18 protein-coding genes are annotated in these 21640 nt (G+C 46.9%); 10 read left to right on the top strand and 8 right to left on the bottom strand.

The features are described from left to right. Positions 1–4: 4 nt before the first annotated feature. The 4 genes from VC28_RS16200 (at position 5) to VC28_RS16215 (ending at position 5579) form a co-directional block, all read left to right on the top strand. The gene (locus VC28_RS16200) at positions 5–1123 is read left to right on the top strand and encodes a uroporphyrinogen-III C-methyltransferase (protein ID WP_049631561.1); all 1119 of its coding nucleotides are present in this window, start codon (positions 5–7) and stop codon (positions 1121–1123) included. Continuing rightward, a complete protein-coding gene (locus VC28_RS16205; RefSeq protein ID WP_049631562.1) occupies positions 1123–2328 on the top strand; it encodes a heme biosynthesis protein HemY in 1206 nt (401 codons plus the stop codon). Before VC28_RS16200 ends, VC28_RS16205 begins: the two co-directional genes overlap by 1 nt. 40 nt (positions 2329–2368) lie before the next feature. Then, a complete protein-coding gene (gene pbpC / locus VC28_RS16210) occupies positions 2369–4768 on the top strand; it encodes a penicillin-binding protein 1C (protein WP_049631563.1) in 2400 nt (799 codons plus the stop codon). 121 nt (positions 4769–4889) lie between these two features. Continuing rightward, on the top strand, positions 4890–5579 hold the full coding sequence (locus VC28_RS16215; RefSeq protein WP_049631564.1) for an SDR family NAD(P)-dependent oxidoreductase: 690 nt from the start codon (positions 4890–4892) through the stop codon (positions 5577–5579). Here the strand turns inward: VC28_RS16215 and VC28_RS16220 are convergent. Next, positions 5576–6811: a DUF418 domain-containing protein gene (locus VC28_RS16220; RefSeq protein WP_049631565.1), complete on the bottom strand. Its 1236-nt coding sequence runs from the start codon at positions 6809–6811 to the stop codon at positions 5576–5578. The two genes, VC28_RS16215 and VC28_RS16220, sit on opposite strands and share 4 nt — an antisense overlap. Positions 6812–7108: 297 nt before the next feature. Between VC28_RS16220 and VC28_RS16225 the strand changes: the two genes are divergently transcribed. From VC28_RS16225 to VC28_RS16240, 4 genes are all read left to right on the top strand, one after another. Then, entirely contained in the window at positions 7109–8515 is a 1407-nt protein-coding gene (locus tag VC28_RS16225; protein ID WP_231591797.1) for an MATE family efflux transporter, read from the top strand. Positions 8516–8544: 29 nt separating this feature from the next. After that, positions 8545–8934 carry a hypothetical protein gene (locus VC28_RS16230; RefSeq protein ID WP_049631567.1) on the top strand — a complete coding sequence of 130 codons (390 nt, stop codon included), beginning with the start codon at positions 8545–8547 and terminating at the stop codon, positions 8932–8934. Between the two features lie 48 nt (positions 8935–8982). Continuing rightward, positions 8983–9441: a GNAT family N-acetyltransferase gene (locus VC28_RS16235; RefSeq protein WP_049631568.1), complete on the top strand. Its 459-nt coding sequence runs from the start codon at positions 8983–8985 to the stop codon at positions 9439–9441. A gap of 70 nt (positions 9442–9511) precedes the next feature. Continuing rightward, a complete protein-coding gene (locus VC28_RS16240) occupies positions 9512–9805 on the top strand; it encodes an addiction module antidote protein (RefSeq protein WP_049631569.1) in 294 nt (97 codons plus the stop codon). Between the two features lie 159 nt (positions 9806–9964). On the opposite strand, the gene VC28_RS16245 is transcribed toward VC28_RS16240, so the two are convergent. From VC28_RS16245 to VC28_RS16275, 7 genes are all read right to left on the bottom strand, one after another. Continuing rightward, complete coding sequence (locus VC28_RS16245) at positions 9965–10396, bottom strand: hypothetical protein (RefSeq protein ID WP_049631570.1); 432 nt, start codon at positions 10394–10396, stop codon at positions 9965–9967. Positions 10397–10528: 132 nt separating this feature from the next. Then, positions 10529–10948, bottom strand: a complete 420-nt coding sequence (locus VC28_RS16250; protein WP_049631571.1) for a hypothetical protein — start codon at positions 10946–10948, stop codon at positions 10529–10531. A gap of 39 nt (positions 10949–10987) precedes the next feature. Further along, positions 10988–11839, bottom strand: coding sequence for a glycoside hydrolase family 11 protein (locus tag VC28_RS16255; protein WP_231591800.1), 852 nt, complete (start codon positions 11837–11839; stop codon positions 10988–10990). A gap of 115 nt (positions 11840–11954) precedes the next feature. Next, a complete protein-coding gene (locus VC28_RS16260) occupies positions 11955–13862 on the bottom strand; it encodes a putative bifunctional diguanylate cyclase/phosphodiesterase (protein WP_049631573.1) in 1908 nt (635 codons plus the stop codon). A gap of 194 nt (positions 13863–14056) precedes the next feature. Further along, positions 14057–14410, bottom strand: coding sequence for a DMT family protein (locus VC28_RS16265; protein ID WP_049631574.1), 354 nt, complete (start codon positions 14408–14410; stop codon positions 14057–14059). Between the two features lie 12 nt (positions 14411–14422). Beyond that, positions 14423–14818 carry a hypothetical protein gene (locus VC28_RS16270; protein ID WP_049631575.1) on the bottom strand — a complete coding sequence of 132 codons (396 nt, stop codon included), beginning with the start codon at positions 14816–14818 and terminating at the stop codon, positions 14423–14425. A 39-nt stretch (positions 14819–14857) separates the two neighbouring features. Further along, the gene (locus VC28_RS16275) at positions 14858–15706 is read right to left on the bottom strand and encodes a 23S rRNA (adenine(2030)-N(6))-methyltransferase RlmJ (protein ID WP_049631576.1); all 849 of its coding nucleotides are present in this window, start codon (positions 15704–15706) and stop codon (positions 14858–14860) included. Between the two features lie 147 nt (positions 15707–15853). On the opposite strand from VC28_RS16275, the gene VC28_RS16280 reads away from it, so the two are divergent. Together VC28_RS16280 and VC28_RS16285 are read left to right on the top strand one after the other, a co-directional pair. Further along, entirely contained in the window at positions 15854–17695 is a 1842-nt protein-coding gene (locus tag VC28_RS16280) for an autotransporter assembly complex protein TamA (RefSeq protein ID WP_231591801.1), read from the top strand. A gap of 16 nt (positions 17696–17711) precedes the next feature. After that, a complete protein-coding gene (locus VC28_RS16285) occupies positions 17712–21602 on the top strand; it encodes a translocation/assembly module TamB domain-containing protein (RefSeq protein ID WP_049631577.1) in 3891 nt (1296 codons plus the stop codon). Positions 21603–21640 lie beyond the last annotated feature (38 nt).

A 21640-nucleotide genomic window follows, 5' to 3' on the forward strand; every position in this document is an offset into this window, starting at 1 on the left:
CACAGTGACTGATTCAGATACGACCGTTCAATCACCCGCTGATAACGCATCCACCAAAAATTATTCTGCGAGCAAAGAGGCTGGCGTTGCCAATAAAACCCATGCCGGCAGTTTTGCGTTGTTGTGGTTTTTTATTGTGTTGTTATTTGCCGCTGTGTGTTACGGAGCCTATTTCGTTAGCAAGCAAGCAGAGCATCAAAAAAATGTTATTGATAGTCTGCTCAACCAACTTGAGCAACAAGTGCAAGCTGCTGAAACTCGTCAGCAAGTCATGGAAAGTAATATTGAAAAAGAATTGGTCGAGCAGCAAGAAGCAGTTCAAGCGAACCTGAATGATCTTGCAGAACAACTTGATAGTAATAATGCCCGTTTGATGTCGCTCTCCAGCGTCAATCGCGATGAATGGAAATTACAGGAAGCACAATATTTATTGCGGTTGGCTGACCAACGTATCTTGTTGGAAAAAGATAGCCAGAATGCATTGGCATTAGCATTATCAGCAGACGATGTATTGCGCGATATAGACCAGGCCGACTTGGTTGGCGTGCGCAAATTACTGGCAGAAGAAATTGCGGTATTGAAGTTAGCGGGCGTGATTGACCGCGAAGGTATCTATTTGCGGTTGTCCGCATTGTCTAATCAAATTGAAGCGATTCCTTTTATTGAACCTCTGGGAACCCAAAGCGATCTTCTGGAAGAAGAAGTGATTCCGGAAAATGAAACGTTGAAGCAAAGAATGACGCGCGGATTTTATAATCTGTTGCACAAACTGGGTTCTTATGTACGGGTGCGCGATCATGGCAAAACCATCAATGCCGTGTTGCCGCCTGCGGAACAAAAATACCTGCAACAGAATTTACGCTTAATGCTTGAACAGGCGCAGGTTGCTTTGCTGCGCAACGAAAAAGGCATCTATCAGGAAAGCTTGGTTAAAGCGCAAAACTGGATTAACCAGTATTACAATCTCAATGAAAAAGCATCGGCCGTATTGGAAGAATTGCAGGCGTTGCAGCAAGAAGAAGTTGCCCCGGAACTGACCAATTTTAGTAATTCTGCAACTGCGTTAGCTGAATATATTGCCAAGCGCGAAAAAATGGCTGCTGCTCGTCGCGGGGTGCGCTAATGAGACGTCGTCTATTTAAAGCGATTTTCTTTGTCCTTATCGCGCTTGGTTTGGTGTTTTTGTTGTGGCGTGGCGACGGTTATTTGTTAATTGCTTACGGTACCAAAACTATCGAAATGACCTTGTGGGTTGCAGCACTGGTTGTCGTATTGATTTATACCGGCGTGTGGTTTATCCGCAAACTTATGCTCGGTGGTGTTGAAATGGCGCGCCGCTTCCGTGAAATATTTTTATTTGGCAGCGTTGAGCGCGCACAAAAACGTGCGGCGACTGGTATGGTCGATTACCTCACCGGCGACTGGCTGGAAGCACGCAAAAAATTGGTGCGCACACTCGATAAAGTGGAGTACCCACTCGCGAACTATATTGCTGCCGCGCGCAGTAGCTTTGAAATGGGCGATGAAGCAGAAGCAGACAATATTCTGGATAAAGCACTCACGCTTGCGCACAGCGAATTGCCGGTGGCATTGACGCGTGCCCGCTTGCATGTTCAATCGGGGCGCTATGAAGAAGCGATTGCGATTCTAAAACCAATTGACATCAAAATGCCGCGTCAGGCTGCGGTACTGGATTTAATGCATCACATTTATATTGCGCAAAAAAATTGGCGCGCATTGGAAGAATTGTTCCCGGTTATGCGCAAAGCCAAAGTGCTTTCCAATGTAGAGTTTGAAGCCTTGGAAGTGTTGCTGGCCAGTGAAAAAATGGCAGCACTGGCGAGTGAATCAAAATCGTTATTGATTGCTGAACGTTTGCCTGCATTGCAAAAATTGTGGAAGTCTTTCCCGCGCAGTGTGCAACGCTCCCCAAAAGTAGTTACCGCGTATGCGCAGGCCTTGGCTGAAAATTATCAGGATCAGGAAGCCGAAGTGATTGTGCGTAAAGCACTGGGCAACCAATGGTATGACCCATTGGTCGCGCTCTACGGCCGTTTGCAAGTAAAAGAAATTCATACCCAAATCCGCACCGTTGAATCATGGTTAAAAAGCAAACCCCAGGATGCTATGTTGTTGTTGACCATGGGGCGTTTGATGGAGCGCAATCAACAATGGGAATTGGCGCGCGAATATTTCCAGCGCAGCTTGAACCAAAAGCAGGATTTGGAAACTACAGCTGAGTTGGCGCGATTGATGACCAAGTTGGGCGATCACAAAAAAAGTGCCGAGTATTACCAGCAGAGCTTACTTCTCGCTGGGCACAAATAACTTTCCCTTGCGCAAATAACTTTCTTTTTTGGTTGTTGGTATGAATGGGTGGCGATGGATATTAGCGAAAGGTCATCGCCACCCATTCATCAGCAGCGCTGTGATTTTTCTGTTGTTTATTGTTGCCTGTTTACAATGGCTCCCACTTCCTTCCAGTCTCACCCACGCAGCATATGCGCGTATGTTGCTCGCACGCGATGGCAGTTTATTAGGTGCCAGCATTGCGCAAGACCAGCAATGGCGGTTTGCGCCCGCGGAATATTTGCCCGAAAAATATAAAAAATCGCTGCTGTTATTTGAAGACCAATATTTTTATTCTCACCCTGGCATTAACCCGCTATCTATCATGCGCGCAGCAGGTGGTAATTTTTCTGCAGGCAAAGTCACCAGTGGTGGGAGCACTTTGACCATGCAGTTGGCACGCTTGCTGCGTCAGGGTGATGCTCAACAGCAGAATAAAAAAATGCCTGCAAGGAATGTTGCCAGCAAACTAGTTGAGGCTTTTATTGCATTGCAATTAGAGTGGCGTTTTAACAAAGATGAATTGCTCATCCACTATGCCAGCCATGCGCCTTTCGGTGGCAATATTGTCGGCTTGCGTGCGGCAGCTTGGCGTTATTTCGGCAGGGCACCGGAAAATTTATCCTGGGCAGAGTCTGCGTTATTGGCGGTATTGCCCAACAGCCCCGCGCTGATTCATCCCGGTCGCCAGCGCGATCTATTGCAACAAAAACGCGACCGTTTATTAAAACGGATGCACGCAAAACAGTATTTTTCTGATCTGGATTTGCAGTTGGCTTTATTGGAGCCCTTGCCGGAACGTCCGCAGCAGTTACCGCAACTTGCACCCCATTTATTGGCAACACTGAAAAAACAATATCCGGATGAATGGATATTGCACTCCAGTATTGATCCATTTATCCAGCGCACTGTGCAACAAATAACATCGCGACACAGCGCCCGCCTTGCAAATGAAGGCGTTAATAATATTGCCTTGGTGTTGATCGATCATGAGCGCATGGAAACACTGGCGTACATTGGCAATGAATCCTGGCAGCAACAAGAGCGCTATGCGCCGCGTGTGGATATTGTGCAGCGCCCCCGCTCAACAGGTAGCATTTTAAAACCGTTGCTCTATGGCTTGATGCTACAAGAAGGTCAATTAACACCGACACGTTTGGTGCCGGATATTCCCACCCAATTTGGTGGCTACAGCCCTAAAAATTATGACCGGAGTTTTCGCGGTGCTGTGCCCGCACAATTTGCACTGGCGCATTCATTAAACGTGCCTGCTGTGCGCATGTTGCGCGATTACGGTATTGGAAAATTCCAGCAAAAATTACAAGCAATGGGAATGAGCACATTGTTTCGCCCCGCTGATGATTATGGTCTGACATTAATTTTAGGCGGCGCAGAAGGAACCTTATGGGAGCTCACGGGGATTTATGCTCGCCTTGCCGCCAGCGCGCGTGATGGCGATATAAAACAGCACGCACCTTTGTTGTTGCTTAACCAAAAAACAAACCCAATAAAATCAGCGCCAATAAAACCGGTGCTCACGCAGGGCGCTGCCTGGTTGACGTTACAAGCGCTGATTGATGTAGCGCGCCCAGGCAATGACAATTATTGGCGCGATTTTTCCGGCAGCCAAACCATCGCCTGGAAAACCGGCACCAGTTATGGCCTGCGCGATGCATGGGCGATTGGCAGTAATGGCCGTTACACCTTAGGCGTATGGGTGGGTAATGCCGATGGTGAGGCGGCGAGTTTTATCAGCGGCCAAAGCAGTGCTGCACCTATATTATTTGATGTGTTTGATGCGCTCCCCACTATTAATTGGTTTGCCAAACCTGCACATGCTTTAAAAACTATTTCGGTATGTAGCGACGATGGTTATCTGGCTGGTGGCCAGTGCGCTGCGGTTGATAGCGAAATTCCCCGCACCAGCCATTTTGATCAGGTCACGCCATTTCATCGCCGCATTCATTTGGATGGCGATGAGCAATTTCGCGTGCACGGTCGCTGCGAAACCGTAAGCAATATGAAAGCGCGCGATTGGTTTGTATTGCCGCCGGTGCAGGAATTTTATTGGCGTCAGTATCACAGCGAATACACATCGCTGCCGCCCTGGCGCAGTGATTGTGTGAACAACCTGTTGCAGACCGATGAAGACCAGCCCATCGAGTTTGTTTACCCTAATGAAGAAAGCCGCATTTATATTCCGATGGATTTGGACGGAAAGCGCAGCCGGATTATTTTAAAAGCCATCCATCGCAACCCGGCCGCGCAACTCTATTGGCATTTGAATGATGAATTTCTCGGTGCAACAAAAGTCTTTCATGAACGCGAAGTTGCATTGGAGCCGGGCATCCACACCTTGCTGGTGATTGATAAGCAAGGCTATCGGCTGGAGCGTCGGTTCCGCGTGATCAGTCAATAAATCGGCGTGGCTTTTTGCAGCTGCTAGCAGGCATACATCGGTAATCTTTTTCCTTACGTATCAATACAAATGCGCTAAACATCATTAGCGCAACTAACGGGTATTGATGTGGAGCACGCGGATGAGTCGCTATTTAATTGTGGGTGGTACACGGGGAATTGGTAACGCACTTGCCAAGCAATTGTTGGCACAGGGGCATGACGTTTTTATTTGGGCGCGCCATGCGGCGGATGTGAGCGGCGCGCAGGTGTTTATCAATAACCCGGCGGAGTCTGCGCCCGACCTGACTGGCTTGCCAGACACTTTGGATGGCGTAGCCTATTGCCCCGGTAGCATTAATCTCAAACCTTTTGCACGGCTATCGGCAGACGATTTTGTTGCGGACTTTGCGCAAAATGTGTTGGGTGCTGTGCGCAGCTTGCAAGCAGTCTTGCCGCTGTTAAAAAAATCCCCGCAGGCGAGTGTAGTGTTGTTCAGCAGTGTTGCTGCATCGGTTGGTATGCCATTTCATGCGAGCATCGCCAGTAGCAAAGCGGCGGTCGAAGGTTTGGTTAAAAGCCTTGCGGCAGAATGGGCTCCTGCGATCCGTGTTAATGCATTGGCTCCGTCCTTAACGCAGACATCGCTTGCAGAAAAATTAATAAACACCAGTGAAAAAATTGATGCCGCTGCCAAGCGTCATCCACTGCAAGCGATTGGCAAAGCAGAGGATGTTGCCGCAATGGCAGCGTTTTTGTTATCGCCCAGCGCGGCGTTCATCACCGGGCAAGTTATTGCGCTTGATGGAGGAATCTCCAGTATCAAAAATTAATTTGATGGCGATGCATGATTGCGCGCTGGTTTTTTGAAGGGCACATTGGTGGTCATGTAAGTTGCACTGCGCCATAACCATTCAACCGGGCCGTAATAAAAACGTTTTGTCCACCAGTGCGCAATCACAATTAATAGTCCATAAAAAGCGATACCGATTAATAAGCTATTGGTTTGCCCCAAGGTGAGGTAGCCACCGTATCCCGCCGGATAGAATAATGGCACACCAAGCACAGACTGAATTAAATAAATACTCAGGCTTATGCGCCCACAAGGCGCAAGCAGGTTTAACACTTTTCCGCTAGGTCGCCACAGATAACACTGCATAAACAGCAACAAAATCGCGGCCATTACCGCCGTGCTCAGGTAAGAGCCAATAATTTGTTCCAGGTACATTTTGGCCATGCCTTTTTCCTGAAAGAGAGTGGCTGGCAACTGTTTGAGATATTCATCGGCAAAATAAAATACAGCGGTTGCGGTCACTGCTACCCACAATGCAATCATGCGTGCTTTGGCAAAGAGCTCAATCCGGGTGAAAAAACCAATGCGCCCCAATACCAGCCCCACAATAAACAACCCCACTAATTGGATACCGCGCCCGGATTCCACAAAAAATAACCATTTGGCGGTAAGGCCGTCCCAGCTATTTATCGCAGCCAGTTCGCCGAAATTGGCTTTGGTGAGTGCGCTATACACTTCGGGGAAAACTGCCCAGTGTGAAGGGGCATCGTTAGCGCCGGGGAAATTATTCAACGCAGCATAAAACTGATAATAAAAAGGTAATTGCAACAAACACAGCATCGCCGCGGCGACCAACCAGCGGTTACTGACTTTTTGCACAAACAATAAACTCAATCCAATAATACCCAGCACCGATAAAATATCGCCAAGATATAGCAGCGTGTGTATATAACCGATTATCAATAAAACCACTAATCGCCACGCAAATCGGTAGCTAAAATTCACACCTTTTTTGGCTTGGTTATCCATGATGATGAAAAAACTCAAGCCAAACATCAAAGCGAAAATCGCATAGGCCTTACCGGCAAATAAAAAGAACACAATATTGTGCAACGTGGTCGGGTCTTGATTGATCCAATAAAGCTCAAAATATTCCATAAAATGCACCAGGCAAATGCCCATCAGTGCAAAGCCGCGTATCGCATCAACCAGTTCAATACGATGGGGTTTGTGAACAAGCGGTGGCAGTGGGTGCGCGGTAGTATTCTGCATAGGAGAGTTCCAGAGAAAATGTATATTATTGTTTGACCTGCTCAAAGCCGCATTCGCGGAGGCATTTTTCTTATTCCCTTTATTCTAGCGGTCTTTATTAAAATGCCATTTTAAGAATGGTTAAGTCGTTCGAGTAAGCGCGCAAACCCTCTGCCACTTTTGCACTGTTGTTAGAGCCGCGCACCGCTTTCGGCAATTACCTAAAGTGAACCCTTCCTATCGTTAGGGAATGCATCGTATTAGCTGTTTTAGCCCTTACCACTTTTTAACAATCGCAATTGCTAAATCAGCTCTATAATGGCTACCAATTTCCCGCCGGAGTTTTCTGTGGTCGCCTCGCCTGAATTAATTTCAATCCATGATAAACGCGCATTCTGGCGCGGGGTCATTTTGCTTTCTTTGCCGGTTGCAGCGCAGATGCTATTGCAATCGCTATTGGGCATGGCCGATGTGATTATGGTGGGCCACTTGGGTGCCGATGCCATTGCCGCCGTCGGCCTTGCTGCAAAAATCCACTTTTTGTTATTGGTATTAATGAGCGGCCTCGCGACCGGTTGCAGCATTCTGATTGCGCAATACACCGGCGCAAAAGATTTTGTCAGTTGCCAGAGAACCCTGGCGGTGACTTTATTGGTGGGTACGCTGGTGATGGTTCCCTTTGTGCTCGCGTTTGGCTTTGGCTCAAACACATGGGTGGGCTGGATTAACCCCGATCCGCAAGTCGTATCGCTTGCAGCGCAATATCTCATTATCACCGCACCGGCATTATTGCTTACCCAATGGATTGTGATTTACGAGGCATCGCTCCGCGCACTGGGCAGCACCACTATGCCTTTGGTTGCCGGTGTATTTGCCGCGGTGCTGAATATTATTGGCAACTACGCATTGATCGGCGGCAACTGGGGCTTTCCTGCTTTGGGTGTTGCCGGTGCAGCCTGGGCGACCTTGGGCTCGCGTGTGTTGCAGTTGGCAATTGTCGCGGGTTGGATCTATGCAAAAAAACACGGCTTTGCGTTAAGCCTTGCGCAAATGCGCATGGGGTTGGATAAAACCCAAATCCATCGCTACCTCGCGTTCTCGTTACCGCTGGTGGCCAATTATGCGATATGGGCGGTGGGCAATTCCACTTATCATTTGGTAACGGGTTATGCAGGCACAGAAGCGCTCGCGGTGATGGGTGTGATTGTTCCGATCGAGAGCGCATTTTTTGCATTATTTGTCGGGCTCGCCAATGCCTCGGCGGTATTGATTGGCCGTGAACTGGGCGCAGGTAATAACGATACTGCGTGGTATCTGCACCGGTTTTTTGATCGCATCACATTTATACTGCTGATTATTTTTTGCAGTGCACTCTGGTTTGCGCGCCCGTTAATGTTGAATATTTTTGACCAGTTGGATGCAACATCCACCGAGTTGTTATTCAACACCCTCGGCGTGTTTTGTTTGTTGGTGTGGGTAAAAATCATCAACATGATGCGCATCATCGGTGTGTTGCGCGCGGGCGGCGATAACCGTTTTACCTTGATTACCGATACCATCGTCATGTGGGTATTTGGCTTGCCAATTTATATTGCGGTGGTTTTTCTCACCAAAATTTCGTTTGTCTACATTTATGCGCTTATGTTTCTGGAAGACGGTTTGAAGTTTATTCCAGTCATTAAACGAGTGATCAGCCGTAAATGGATGAATAACTTAACCCAATAGTCAGCAAAACTCATTAACCGGAAATCACAGTGCATAAATTTACTTTAATGGATTCGCATATTTTGCTCGGCATTTTCTATGCCGACAAAGGTGCTGATATTGTATGCACAGAGTTGATCGCAAGTTGCGCTGCAATAAACCCTGAAATTCCCTCGCTGGAAGCATTTGCAGCGGCGTTTAACAAACTGTTATATACAAGTATTATCCATCTGGATGGCGATAAAATTTATTTTACCGATTTTGGCCGCGAGCTTATTCATCAAGCCAACACTAACGCTGGAATCCACCCAAATGAACCAGTACAACTTGTGCTAAAAGTGTTGTCCGGTTTTAAATTAAAAAGTATGTGCAACAGAAATGTGTGGTCGCAAGAGCAGTATCAGCAGGCGGTGAATGCACAGCGAAGCAATGCCAACTGAAAAAACCAAAGTGAAAAACTCACCTAAAATGCAATAAAGGAATTAGCTATGCTCATTAAAATCGATGACCTGCGCGGCCCCGAAGTAGCGCAAATACTCACCGAACACCTGGACGATATGTACGCCGTATCGCCCCCCGAAAGTGTGCACGCATTGGACTTGGAAAAACTGCGCCAACCGGAAATCACTTTCTGGTCAGTATGGGACGGCAACCAGCTTGCCGGTTGCGGTGCAATAAAAGAATTAGATGCAACTCACGCCGAAATTAAATCCATGCGCACCGCCAATGCCTATCGCGGCAAAGGTGTAGCGGTAAAACTGATGGAACATATTTTAAGTGTCGCCGCCGAGCGAAAATACCATCGCCTGAGTTTGGAAACCGGCCCACAAGAATTTTTCCTCCCTGCACGCAAACTTTATGAGCGTTTCGGCTTTGAATACTGCGGCCCATTCGGCGATTATCAAGAAGACCCTTACAGTGCGTTTATGACGAAAGTGCTTGTTTGATGAATTAAAAACGCCGTGCGAGAAAATTAATAATGCGATTGCCATGGCTAAGGCCATGAAGGAATAATTCATGAAGCCTACATTTACCCTGTTTGATGCAGCCGACTATTTAGAAGATGAAGAAACTATTGCGGCTTATTTAAATGCTGCAATTGAAAGTGGTGATACCGAACTTTTACTTGTGGCGCTTAAAGACGTTGCCAATGCTCGCAGCATGACTCAATTAGCCAAAGATTCTGGTTTAGCCCGTGCGAGCTTATATAAGGCGCTTACTCCCGGTGCAAAACCACAATTTGAAACTGTCATGAAAGTAGCTGGGGCATTAGGTTTAAAGTTGGAGTTTCATCCCGTCACGCAGCATTAATCCAGTAGAAAATTGCAATTACCCTTCATAAGTTTTTAGAAAAATGCTTGATAGAAAAATAAAAAATGCCGTGCGAGAAATTGCACGGCATTTTTTATTTGAATTTCTAGCTAGAAGCCGAAGCTGATGTTTGTTGTGGTGTGGGCGCGAATGTCAAAACTACTCACTTGTTTTGTCGAGAATTGTAGTTTCGGTGATGTACATATAATTCAGTAAATTTAAACTGGTTTCGTTTATGTTTTCATTTTTTAAAAATACATCATTAGCTGATTTTATTCTTCCATATGAATCAGAGAAGAGTATTATTGTGTCTCTATCATCATTGGAGTAGGCATCTCTATTTTTTTGATGAATAAGCAGGACACAATTAAAAATTTCTTTATCAAAATTATGTAGTTTTCCGTTTTCATTATAAATAAATTCTTTAATGTCATCGCCGTTTAAGTCATCCAGTTTTTCTTTGATATTGTAAATGGAGCTTTTGTATTCGGTTAGTGTGTTGGCGCAAGGTAATTTTCCATAGTGCACTGTTTCATAGGGTGAGCACCCTAAAGACCCAATGATTGCAATTAATAAATAACATTTATTCATATTTTCACCAATTAAATTTGGTAATGAAATTTTTCTTAATTTTGAATTTTCAGATAATTTTACTTTTTGTCAATTACAAAGTTTGGTAGCGTTACATACTTTCTGTTGCTTTATTTCATTCAATAGCATGCATTACCCCTCTTTAATCTCAACCCACTTTTTATTCGCAGAAGACATAATCGCTAAATAGCGTTTTTCAAAATCGGACTGGTCTATTTGGGCGTTGCGGGTGGTGAGTAATTGCAGTTCGGTGTGTAGGTCCATTAATTGGTTGCGGATATTGATTTCATGAATCCATAATTTTTCGGGGGAGCGCAGTACTATATAGCTGGTCACCATCGGCAAGATTATGGCGAAAAACGTAGCGATGTTTTTGCTGGGAATGTTTAGTAGGAAAAAATCGAAGGCGGTGGCTATGGCGATCAAAACAGAAATAAATGATGAGGCTGCCCACAAGCTGCGGTGCAAGTATTTGTGTCGCGCGGCTTGCGTGCTGTGGCTGTGGGCGGCCTGTTTAATTGTGCTGAGTAGAATGTTGTTATTGTTTTGCATAGCAATCCCTCGCGTTGTGGGGTTTGTTTTTTCTGGCGTTTATTGTGCAGAAGCATCCCATACTTTGCCAGAGGCTGTGCCGTCTTTTGGTGGGTTGAACACTTCAACGGCCATTACTTGGTAAGTGGGGTCGTCGCTGGCGTTGAAGTTATTCATGTCTGGCAGAATCCACCCGCTATCGGCCCAGGCTTTTACGTGATCCGCAAAAATAATTTTGTGATCTTGCCCGAGTGGTAATTGCTCTTTGGGTTTGCTCCAGTATTGATAAAAAGTGGTCGGGCCATTGATGGAAGGTTTTTGTTCCCGAATTGAACGGTAGGTGGAATATTCCACGCCACCACTGACAAACGTTTTTCCAAAAACGCCGTCTTTGCTGGGGTCGTAAGTCCAGCGTTGCAGAATGTAATACTCCACCAAGTGCGCCGGATCTGAGGCGGACATATTTTTGTCGTATCCCCAGCCATATAAGGTGATGTAGCTAGCACCGCTGTCTTCGTTGAAGCGATAGCCAATCACTCTGTTGGTATCGCCATAGTGCCAGCCCGGGCCGCCGACATAATTGTAGCCGCCGCCTTGCCAGCTCACGCTAAAGGCACCATCGGGGCTCATGGTGAGTGAGGTTGCGCCACCGTCTTTCCAATGCGTAAAGAAAAAATCGCCCACGTGACCGGTGGCGTGGTTTTGGGTGATGGTGGTGTTGTCGGTGAATTTTTGGGTATAGGCCTGGTATTTTTCGATACCGCTGGTTTGCACCTGACTTGCCGCAACTGCTTGAGTCTCAGCTGGAGTTTGGGCTTCAGTTGTAGCGGCTGTGGGTGGTTGCTTTGAACAACTTGCGATGCTGAATGAGGCGAGCAAAAGCGCTGTTTTAAAACCGAAAGAATGTTTCAAGTGGATGTCCTCCATCTGTGTGTAGTGGTTGAGCCTATTGAGTAAAGCACTGATACGAATCAAATCAAACGCACTAGTATACTAGATGGGTTTTTTACAGGCGTAATAGGAATTTTTATTCCTGATCTTTGCGCCAAAATTCGATAAAACCGGGCACTTCATCGGCGGGCATGGGGCGCGCCCAGTAGTAACCCTGTGCTTGGGTGCAGCCAAGGCTGCGCAAGAGGGCGGCGGTGCTGGCATCTTCTACACCTTCGGCGATGGTTTTTAAACCGAGGCTGGCAGACATTTGGATGATCGCGCGGACAATCGCGGCATCGCCGGTTTGGTCATCCATTTTGCGCACAAATGATTGGTCAATTTTGAGCGCTTCTACTTCAAATTTTTTCAAATACCCTAAATTGGAATAGCCTGTTCCAAAATCATCAATCGATAAATGCACGCCTTCTGCGCGCAGTGCCGATAAAGTAGTGGAAAGCCGTTCGCTGTCTTCAATCAATAAGGATTCAGTGAGTTCCAGCTCCAGATATTGCGGTGGTAATCCGCTGGCGGCGAGTGAGCCCAGCACAATAGTGTCGATATTGCCGCGCTTGAATTGGATCGAAGAAATATTCACGGCCACTGCAAACTCCAACAGGCCTTGGTCGTACCAACGTTTGGCTTGTTCGCAGGCTTCAATAATGACCCATTCGCCTAATTGGATAATCAAACCGGATGATTCTGCGAGCGGAATAAAGGTAGCAGGGGAGATATAACCTTGCTCCGGGTGGTGCCAGCGCAGCAGTGCTTCCAATCCGCAAATTTCATTGGTTTGCAAATTGATCTTAGGTTGATAGTGAAGGCTGAACTGGTTTTCTTGCAGCGCTTTGCGCATCCCGGAAATTAAACTGATGTGCTCCAGCATGTTGCGGCTAATCGCCGGATTAAAAAAACGGAAACTGTTGCGGCCGGAATCTTTGGAGTGATACATCGCGATGTCGGCTTTTTTAATCAGCGTGTCCAGGTCATCGCCATCTTGCGGTGCCAGTGCAATCCCAATCGAGCAGGTGCAAAAAATTTCAATATTGCGGTAGAGATAATTTTCAGAAACCAACTGCAAAATTTCCAAACTGGCTTGCGATACTTGCTCGGCGGTTTGGATGTGCGGCATAAACACAATAAATTCATCGCCACCGTAGCGGCACACGCGGTCGGCATCTTTGGTGTAACTGAGCAAACGCAGCGCCACTTCTTTTAAAATCTGGTCGCCCGCCTGATGCCCGAGTGAATCGTTAATGGGTTTTAAGTTATCAAGATCAATAAAAATAATGCCGAGCAAATTTTGCCGCGCGCGTGCATCGCGGAATAAATTGTCGAAATTGCGTTGTGCCATCATGCGGTTGCATAAACCGGTCAATGGGTCGTGCATCGCCATATGTTCAATATGGGTTTTGGCGTTTTTGACGCGTTCATTTTCGCGTGCGAGTTCATCCAATGCGGAGCGATAATCGTGTGCGAGCATCCATACCGCAATACCAATCACAATCAAAATAACAACGGTAATACTGCCGGTGATCAGGTTAATAGGTTCTATAGTGTTTTGGTGTATGCCGTAATCATTTACATAGGCGATGCTCATTAACATCAATACCATGATGCACAGCAATACCACTAGCAGGCGTTTGTTGCCGAGCATGGCGGCAAAAATCAATACGCCGCAATAGCCCAATAATGCACTGTCGCGAATGCCGCTGCCGGTCCAGGCAAGGTAGGACAGCATCAGGGTAAGTGAACACAAAAAAATGGCGGTCGCGGTTACCGGGTGTTTTTTGTAAATCGCCCAATCAACACTGAATAAAAAAATTCCGGTGGCCATCATGGTGATGGAGTCGCTGTAGCGACCGGCGCTGATGGTCATGATGCTGACCAGCAACAATGCAATTTGGGTGATGCGCAGTATTTGCACCAGGCGTTTGATTTTTTGCCGGGTGAAATTTTGTTGGCTGGATATGGTTGGCGGTACAGAGCGGCCGGGGTTGTTCACATGACACCTTGAGTTAATGAATTTTTAACCAGTGGGGCAAAATGTGTCCGTGTTTATGGGAATTAGTCAGCGCTCCTGTTCGCTGTCCCGGATAAACCCCGAGTTTGTCTTTAGGTATAGACGATCCCGCGTGAAGTGCTAGCGATCATGCTAAATACAGCAGTGATTGGAAGGTTATTGCGTGTTATTGAGGGTTATCCAGTCAATTTATCTCTAAACATAAAGAAAACTGCACCTAAAAGGCATAAGCCTGCCCACAGGTAATCCAGCTTCAGTGGTTCTTTCATATAAAAAACCGCGAAGGGCACAAACACACTCAGGGTGATGACCTCTTGCAGAATTTTCAGCTGGCCGACATTCATGACCGTATAGCCGATGCGGTTGGCAGGAACCTGCAACAAATATTCAAATAGCGCTATACCCCAACTGACCAGTGCCGCAATGATCCAGGGTTTCTGGTTGAGCTCTTTTAAATGCGCATACCAGGCAAAGGTCATAAAAATATTGCTACAAAACAAAAGACCAATCGCGATAAGTGACGCTTGCATGGATGTGGTTCCTTACTGTGGTTGTTTTGCCTGATCGATTTTTTGCCCGGCATAGTAGGAGCTGATAATACTCAATACCCAACTTGCCAATAGCAGCCATTTGCCATCGTCCCAATAGGGCGATGAAAAAAATGCGCCGTGCAGTTCACTGGCGAGATAAGCAACATCAAAATCAAATATTCCCTTGTCTGCTTTTTCTTGCAATTCGGCATTCAAGCGGAAGGCAACGGTAAATAAATTTTTAAACAGCATGATAATAATCAATGCCGCAGGCACTGCAAAAATACAGCCGCGCACATAGCGGCGTAAAAAAAATAAACCGGCACCGGGGAATATGGTTGCAGACAAAATCGCGGCGCGTTTGGCTGTGCTCATAGTCTCGGATGTTTTGTTCGCTTTTTCGTTCATGCTGTGGTTATCTCATCAGAATATGATTTTGATACACGATTATTTTTCCGGCACCAATTGTTCCAGGCGATAAAATGCATCGCCTTCTTCTGTATTCAGGTTATCCACCAGCCAAGGCAGGGTTTCTTCCATGGCTGCCCAGAGTGTCCAGGGTGGATTAATCACAATCATCCCGCTGGAGGTCATACCGTATTCCGGGTGGTCAGCGTGCAGCCCAAATTCCATCAGCTGGATATTTTTAATGCCGGATTTTTTCAATGCCAGTTCAAGGTCATCAATACGCTGGCGCAACACCACTGGATACCAAATCGCATAAGTGCCGGTCGCAAAACGTTTGTGCGCTTGCATGATTTGTTTGACCAATAATTGGTAATCACTTTTGACTTCGTATGAAGGGTCAATCAATACCAATGCGCGGCGATCCGGCGGCGGTAAAAGTGCCTGTAAACCGGCAAAGCCGTCGGCCTCATCGACTTTAATGCGTTTATCGCCTTGCATACATTCACTCAGCATTTGGAAATCCGCCGGATGAAGCTCGTGCAAAAATAAACGGTCGATAGGGCGCATTAAATTTTGTGCAAACAGGGGTGAGCCAGGATACAACTGCAAGCGCTCACCGTCATTGACCGCGCGCACCTGTTCAAGATAGCGGGCGATAGCCGCAGGTGGGTTGGTGCACTCCCATAAACGGGTGATGCCATTATCGTATTCGCGATTTTTTTGCGCCTGATATCCGCCCAGCTTGTACACACCGGCACCGGCATGGGTATCAATAATACGCAGGGGTTTCTCTTTTTGCGTCATATACTCCAGCGTGTGGACCAGTACAGTGTGTTTGAGCACATCGGCAAAATTGCCAGCGTGAAAGCCGTGGCGATAACTGAGCATAAAGAAGATCCAACCGAAAAGTAAAAACCGGATTATAGCGGCCGACAGGAACAATTACCCGAACAAGATTGTCACAAAATTGGCCTTTTAGCGTTTGTCTTTAGCAGTTAAAGTACCCTCTCGTTCCCTAATGCATCGTATCCCAATGTGAAGATCCTGGAATTGCTGACTTCATTTTCATCGCTGTCCTGCTTACTGCCGCGCCCTCGTTGGTTGCGGCCTCTTGTTGCTCGTGTGCTTGCGCGTTTATGGAACAGAGCTGCATATCTGCCGTCTGCCTTGCTGTTGTGTCTGGCAATTGCGCCTGCAAAAGCGGCATCGCCAGACATTGAATTGCATGGTGGCACCAAAAGCCTGCGCGAAAATATTTTGTTGCACCTGTCATTGGCAGATGAAAGCTGTAAAACACCGCTCTGGCGTTTGCAGGCACTGCTGGCCGAGGCAGAAAATGAAGTGATGATCGCCGCCCAGGCGCTGGGGTATTACCAGCTGGAATACGAAACAAAATTACTGAAAAACAAAGAGTGTTGGGGCTTGGATATTACCCTCACGCCTGGTGATCCGGTGTTGGTGAAAGAGATCCGTATTGAGATCAATGGTGAAGGCAAGTTGGATCCGATTTTTCAAAGTCTGTATGAAAAACCCGGAATCAAAATTGGCAATAAATTAAATCACGGCCGCTACGAAACCCTGAAAGCGCGCTTTGGAACCCTGGCAGCAACCCATGGTTATTTTGATGCGGAATTTGAGCATTCGCAGATCAAGGTTAATGTCGGCGAAAAATCTGCGATTATTGAATTGATTTACGATACCGGTCCACGCTATCGCATTGGTGAAATCCGTTTACAACACGACATTCTGGATGACGATTTTTTGCGCCGCTATTTCACCTTTAATGAAGGCGATTACTACGATACCGATAATTTATTGGAATTAAAAAATCTCTATAACGCCAGCAATTATTTTGCCGTGGCCAGTGTTGCTCCGAGCCTGCAAGAGCTTGAAGGTAATAAAGTGCCGGTTGATATTCAGTTGGAGGCGCGCAAGCGCCGTGAATATTCGATTGGTCTTGGTGCAGCAACCGATACCGGGCCACGATTATTACTGGGGTTTGATGACCGTTATGTAAACCAGCGCGGTCACTCTGTTGCGGCCGATATAAAAGCGGCCGAGAAAAAAACCGAGGCCTTGCTCACATACACAGTGCCCATGCGCCGCCCAGCGTATGAATTTTTGCGTGTCTACACCGGTTACGATAAAGAAATTACCGATACCTCGCGCAGTGAAAAAGATATTTACGGAGCCAGTTACAGTTACTTCCAAGCCAATAAATGGCTGCAGGTTTATGCACTGGATTATGTGCAGGAAGATTCGATTATCGGAACCGATCCGGAAACCAGTACCGATTTAATTATTCCCTCGGTGACTTATAGCCGCACCCAAACCGATGGTTCGCCTTATCCGATGTCCGGCTGGTCGTTAATGGGAAAATTATCCGGTTCACCACAAAGTCTGGGGTCTGATTTCAGTTTTATTCAATTACATATGCGCGCAAAATACATCACCGGTTTTGCCGGTGGGCGCGTTTTGTTGCGCGCTGAAGCGGGCACGACACAAACCGATAATTTTTCCATAGTGCCAGCATCGGTGCGGTTTTATGCAGGCGGTGATTCCAGTGTGCGCGGTTACGATTACGAATCCCTCGGCCCGATAAAAATAGTGGATGGAAAAGAAGTTGTTGAAGGCGGTAATAATTTATTGGTCAGCAGTATTGAATACGATTATCGCTTTGAAGATTCCAATTGGGCAGTGGCTGCCTTTTTTGACCAAGGTAATGCCGCGAACGATACCGATATTGATGTTATGCGTGGAGCGGGTGCCGGTGTGCGCTGGATTTCACCGATTGGACCCATTCGTGTGGATGTTGCGCAGGCATTGGATGGCGATAAAGGTTGGCGGGTGCATGTCAGTATGGGGCCTGATTTATGATGTTGTTGGGTAAGCCATGCTAAAAAAATTACGCAAACTCTTTTTTAGCGTTCTTGCGCTGTGCCTCATCCTGCTGGCGACAGTGAGTGCGCTGGTAGAAACCGAAACCGGTAGTCACTGGCTGGTGAATCGTGTCGCTGGTTTGGTGGATATTCAACTGGGCGCTATGTCCGGCAATTTACGCCGCGGCCTTGATATTGAATTTATTGAATATCAAACCGCTGACAAAAAAAATGAAAACCAACACGCGCCACAAGCGAGCCGTTATCGCGCCGAGCAGGTTTCATTTCGCTGGCGTCCGGCCGATTTACTCTACAGCGCCGTGTTTATCCAATCGCTTCAGGCAAACAAAGTACGTATCAATATTCCTGCTGCGGTTGATGATAATAAATCGTCCGAACCTTTTAACCAGTGGCCGCATTTGCGTTTGCCGGTGCGTATCCGTCTCGACCGGTTATTGATAAAAGATATTGAATACCAGCAAGGCGATACGCGCCTGCACTGGTCGCGTGTGAGTGGTTCTATTAGCTGGGGTACGTTTCACTTGCGCTATAAAAATCTGGCGCTGATGAGTGACGACTACGCATTGTTATTAAGCGGATCAACCAGCCTTGCATTTCCTTATACAACGGATGCGAATCTGCAATGGCAGTGGCACGCAGCGGCGACAGAAGAACAGCCGCAGCCACTCCAATATATGGGCACGACCGATATAAAAGGGAATTTGCAAACCCTGCAATTGCATTTGCAAACCAGTTTGCCCGTCGTGTTGGCTGCTGATATCCAGACGGCTCTGGTTGATCAACAGCAGAATTTTCAAATGCGCCCTACAATCAACCTGAGCGCGCAGTGGCAAACACAAACCTTGCCTGCCGATTGGTGGGTGCCGGAACAACCTGCGCCGATAACTAGTGGAAAGTTAAATGCACAAGGCCATTGGGAAAATTATCAGGTGCAATTGGATGGCGACATCTATTTGCCCGATGCTCCAGCATTGGCAGTGAATGGTAAAGCAGCAGGCGATTTGGAAAATATCCAGATTGAGCATTTGCGTATTAATGAATTATTGCCGTCACTATTATTGCAAAATCAATCATCGCCAAATCAATCTTCCTCAAATCAATCTCTCTCAAACCAATCGCTTCCAAACCCATTGCCCCAAGGGCTTAACATCGCAGGTAATGTGCGCTGGTTACCGCAACTGCAATGGCAATTGGATGCCGAAGCAAAACAATTAAATGCCGCGAGTGTATTTGAAAATTGGACGAGCAATATCAATGCCCAATTCAACACGCAGGGCGGTTTTGATTCAGCCAAACAACAATGGACTGCCGCGTTGCAGGATTTGCAATTATCTGGTGAGTTGCGTGGTGTTAATTTGCAGGGCAGCGGCAGTGTCAGTTTTGACGGGCAACAATTCCGCTCGCCTGGCTTGGCGCTCACCCTGGGTGCTAACCAATTCACCCTGAAAGGCGATGCAGGTAACAGTGTCGCGTTGGATTGGGAATTGAATGCGCCGCTCTTGCAGCAATTGGATGAGAGTATTCAAGGCAGTATCCGCAGCAGCGGCAATCTGCGCGGCAATTGGAAAAATCCGCGTTTGCAAATGACGGCGGCTGCAGAAAAATTTCGCTGGGGCAATTACGCGGTTGAAAAACTGGATTTATCTTTAACACCGCTTGCCAGTTTGCAAATGGGCGCTGAAAAAAATCAGCCTGATAATGCCAGTGATCAAACTGAATCTTTAGCGGCGATTGATGCTACCGGTTTATTTGCACCGGAGCTGCTGACAGAAAATTATCAACTGGCGTTCAGCGCAAACCAATTGCGCATTGCTGACAACCGCTTTTCCAGTATCCAACTTAATGGCAATGGCTCTTTTGATAAGCACCAGCTCCAATCTGTTGTGAAGCATACGCAGTTTGGCCGTGCCGATATCAAGCTCGCAGGCGGTTACGATGGCAGTGAATGGCGCGGCCATTTTGAACAGTTGGCGGTAAAGTTAAAAAAAGTGCCGCGCTGGTGGCTGATGTCGAGCAAACCCATTCGCATTAACCGTCAAGCAGTGGTGATGGGCGCGCAATGCCTGACAACCCGCACCAATTTAACCGCGGCGGTTGAACATTTGGATCAAGTTGCGCGTGAGCAAACCATTAATGAATGGATGCCCAACCAGTCATTTACTAAAAATACCTACGATTGGTTAATTACCCAACAACCATTACCCGCGAGCAGCGTGGAGCGCTATTCGCTACCGCAGTTGTGTGTGCGTGGCGATTGGGCAACCAATACCGGAGCAAAATTTGTTGCGCAATTGGATTCAGTACCGCTGCGGCAATTTCTCTCGCTGTTTAAAACAGAAGTATATTTTGCCGGTGTAATGGATGGGTCGTTCCATTTTGCGAGCAACAATTTTACCTTGGCTGACATCACTGCTGATGCCAATATCACCACGCGCAATGCGGAGTTGCGCTATCAATACACTGGTGGTGCTACCGAAGTTTATCCATGGCGCGATTTTAAAATCAGCGCGCAATTAGCACAGTCACAATTAAATGCACATGCCGGAATGGAGTGGACTGGCTATGGTCGCATTGATGCGCACAGTCAATTGGATCTCGCACAAAAAACCATTAAACAAACCACATTGCAGGCAGCATTTTCTAACCTTGCGCCATTGGAAACCTTGCTGACGTTTGCCAATGATGTGAAAGGCGATTTCCGCGCAGACTTGAAAGCCGGTGGCAGTTTTGCAAAACCCTACGTATTGGGTGAAGTGAGTTTGCGCAATGGCACTGCTAATTTGCCGCGTTTGGGGCTGGACTTGAGCAATATCGAACTGCAAATCAATTCAACCCAGGCAGGCAGTGTTAATTGGGTGAGCCAGATGCAATCCGGTAAGGGGCGCTTGTCGATAGTGGGCGATCTCAACCAGTTGGGAACGCCCGACTGGAATGTGCAGGGTTATGTCAATGGCGCTGATTTCCAAGTGATCGCACTGCGTGAATTAAAAGCGACTCTGACACCGAATATAAAAATTATCGCAAATAAAACCGCTGCCAATATTACCGGCGATGCAGTTATTCCCTGGGCGCGTGCCAATATCAAAAGCCTTCCAGCATCAGCAACCCAGGTATCCGATGATGCGGTGATTGTGGATGAAAAATTTACAGAGGATGCTCCTGAGCAAAAAATGGATATTCTCAGTAATGTGACTTTGTCATTGGGGGATGATGTCACCTTTAAAGGATTTGGTTTAAACAGCAAGCTGACGGGTAAAGTTAATTTGCTGAAAGAAGCGCAACGGCAATTTTTCACCAGTGGTTATGTCAGTGTGGTGGATGGTAGTTATAAAGCCTACGGTCAGACGCTAACCATTGATCGCGGCCGCTTATTATTTCAGGGCTCTTATGAAAACCCCGGTTTGGAAATTCGCGCATCGCGCATTATTCGCGATGAAGAAAATACCAAAGTGGGTTTGGATATCAACGGCACCTTGCAACGCCCGAAAGCAACGGTATTTTCATCGCCCAGTGTGAGTGATGGCGAGGCCATGAAAATGTTGATGACCGGCAAACCCGCGGGCGAATTTACCAAAGGCGATGCCTCGTTGTTGTTAAGTGCAATGGGTGGTTTGGGAATGGATTCCGGTGGTTTTGTTGCCGCTGATATCAGCCAGTTTTTTCGCCTGGATGAATTGGAATTAAAATCTGATCAGGGTTTGGATCAGAGTGAGTTGTGGATTGGAAAATATCTCACGCCCAAATTGTTGGTGCGTTATGTAGTGGGTATTTTTAATAAAGCCTTTAGCGTGGGTATGGAATACCAACTCACCGACCGGTTGCGACTTGAGGCCGAGTCAGGCGAAGCGCAAAGCGTGGATGTTGTCTATAAAATAGAGAAGTAAACTATAAAAATTAAATAGAAAAATAAAATAAAAAGTAA

This window comes from Cellvibrio sp. pealriver (genome assembly GCF_001183545.1).
GTDB lineage: Bacteria > Pseudomonadota > Gammaproteobacteria > Pseudomonadales > Cellvibrionaceae > Cellvibrio.

Coding starts and splice junctions, on each gene's coding strand:
- VC28_RS16220 (WP_049631565.1), bottom strand. CDS start 6,811: ATGCAGAATACTACCGCGCACCCACTGCCACCGCTTGTTCACAAACCC.
- VC28_RS16285 (WP_049631577.1), top strand. CDS start 17,712: ATGCTAAAAAAATTACGCAAACTCTTTTTTAGCGTTCTTGCGCTGTGC.
- VC28_RS16235 (WP_049631568.1), top strand. CDS start 8,983: ATGCTCATTAAAATCGATGACCTGCGCGGCCCCGAAGTAGCGCAAATA.
- VC28_RS16275 (WP_049631576.1), bottom strand. CDS start 15,706: ATGCTCAGTTATCGCCACGGCTTTCACGCTGGCAATTTTGCCGATGTG.
- pbpC (WP_049631563.1), top strand. CDS start 2,369: ATGAATGGGTGGCGATGGATATTAGCGAAAGGTCATCGCCACCCATTC.
- VC28_RS16245 (WP_049631570.1), bottom strand. CDS start 10,396: ATGAATAAATGTTATTTATTAATTGCAATCATTGGGTCTTTAGGGTGC.
- VC28_RS16225 (WP_231591797.1), top strand. CDS start 7,109: ATGGCTACCAATTTCCCGCCGGAGTTTTCTGTGGTCGCCTCGCCTGAA.
- VC28_RS16270 (WP_049631575.1), bottom strand. CDS start 14,818: ATGAACGAAAAAGCGAACAAAACATCCGAGACTATGAGCACAGCCAAA.
- VC28_RS16265 (WP_049631574.1), bottom strand. CDS start 14,410: ATGCAAGCGTCACTTATCGCGATTGGTCTTTTGTTTTGTAGCAATATT.
- VC28_RS16205 (WP_049631562.1), top strand. CDS start 1,123: ATGAGACGTCGTCTATTTAAAGCGATTTTCTTTGTCCTTATCGCGCTT.
- VC28_RS16215 (WP_049631564.1), top strand. CDS start 4,890: ATGAGTCGCTATTTAATTGTGGGTGGTACACGGGGAATTGGTAACGCA.
- VC28_RS16250 (WP_049631571.1), bottom strand. CDS start 10,948: ATGCAAAACAATAACAACATTCTACTCAGCACAATTAAACAGGCCGCC.
- VC28_RS16240 (WP_049631569.1), top strand. CDS start 9,512: ATGAAGCCTACATTTACCCTGTTTGATGCAGCCGACTATTTAGAAGAT.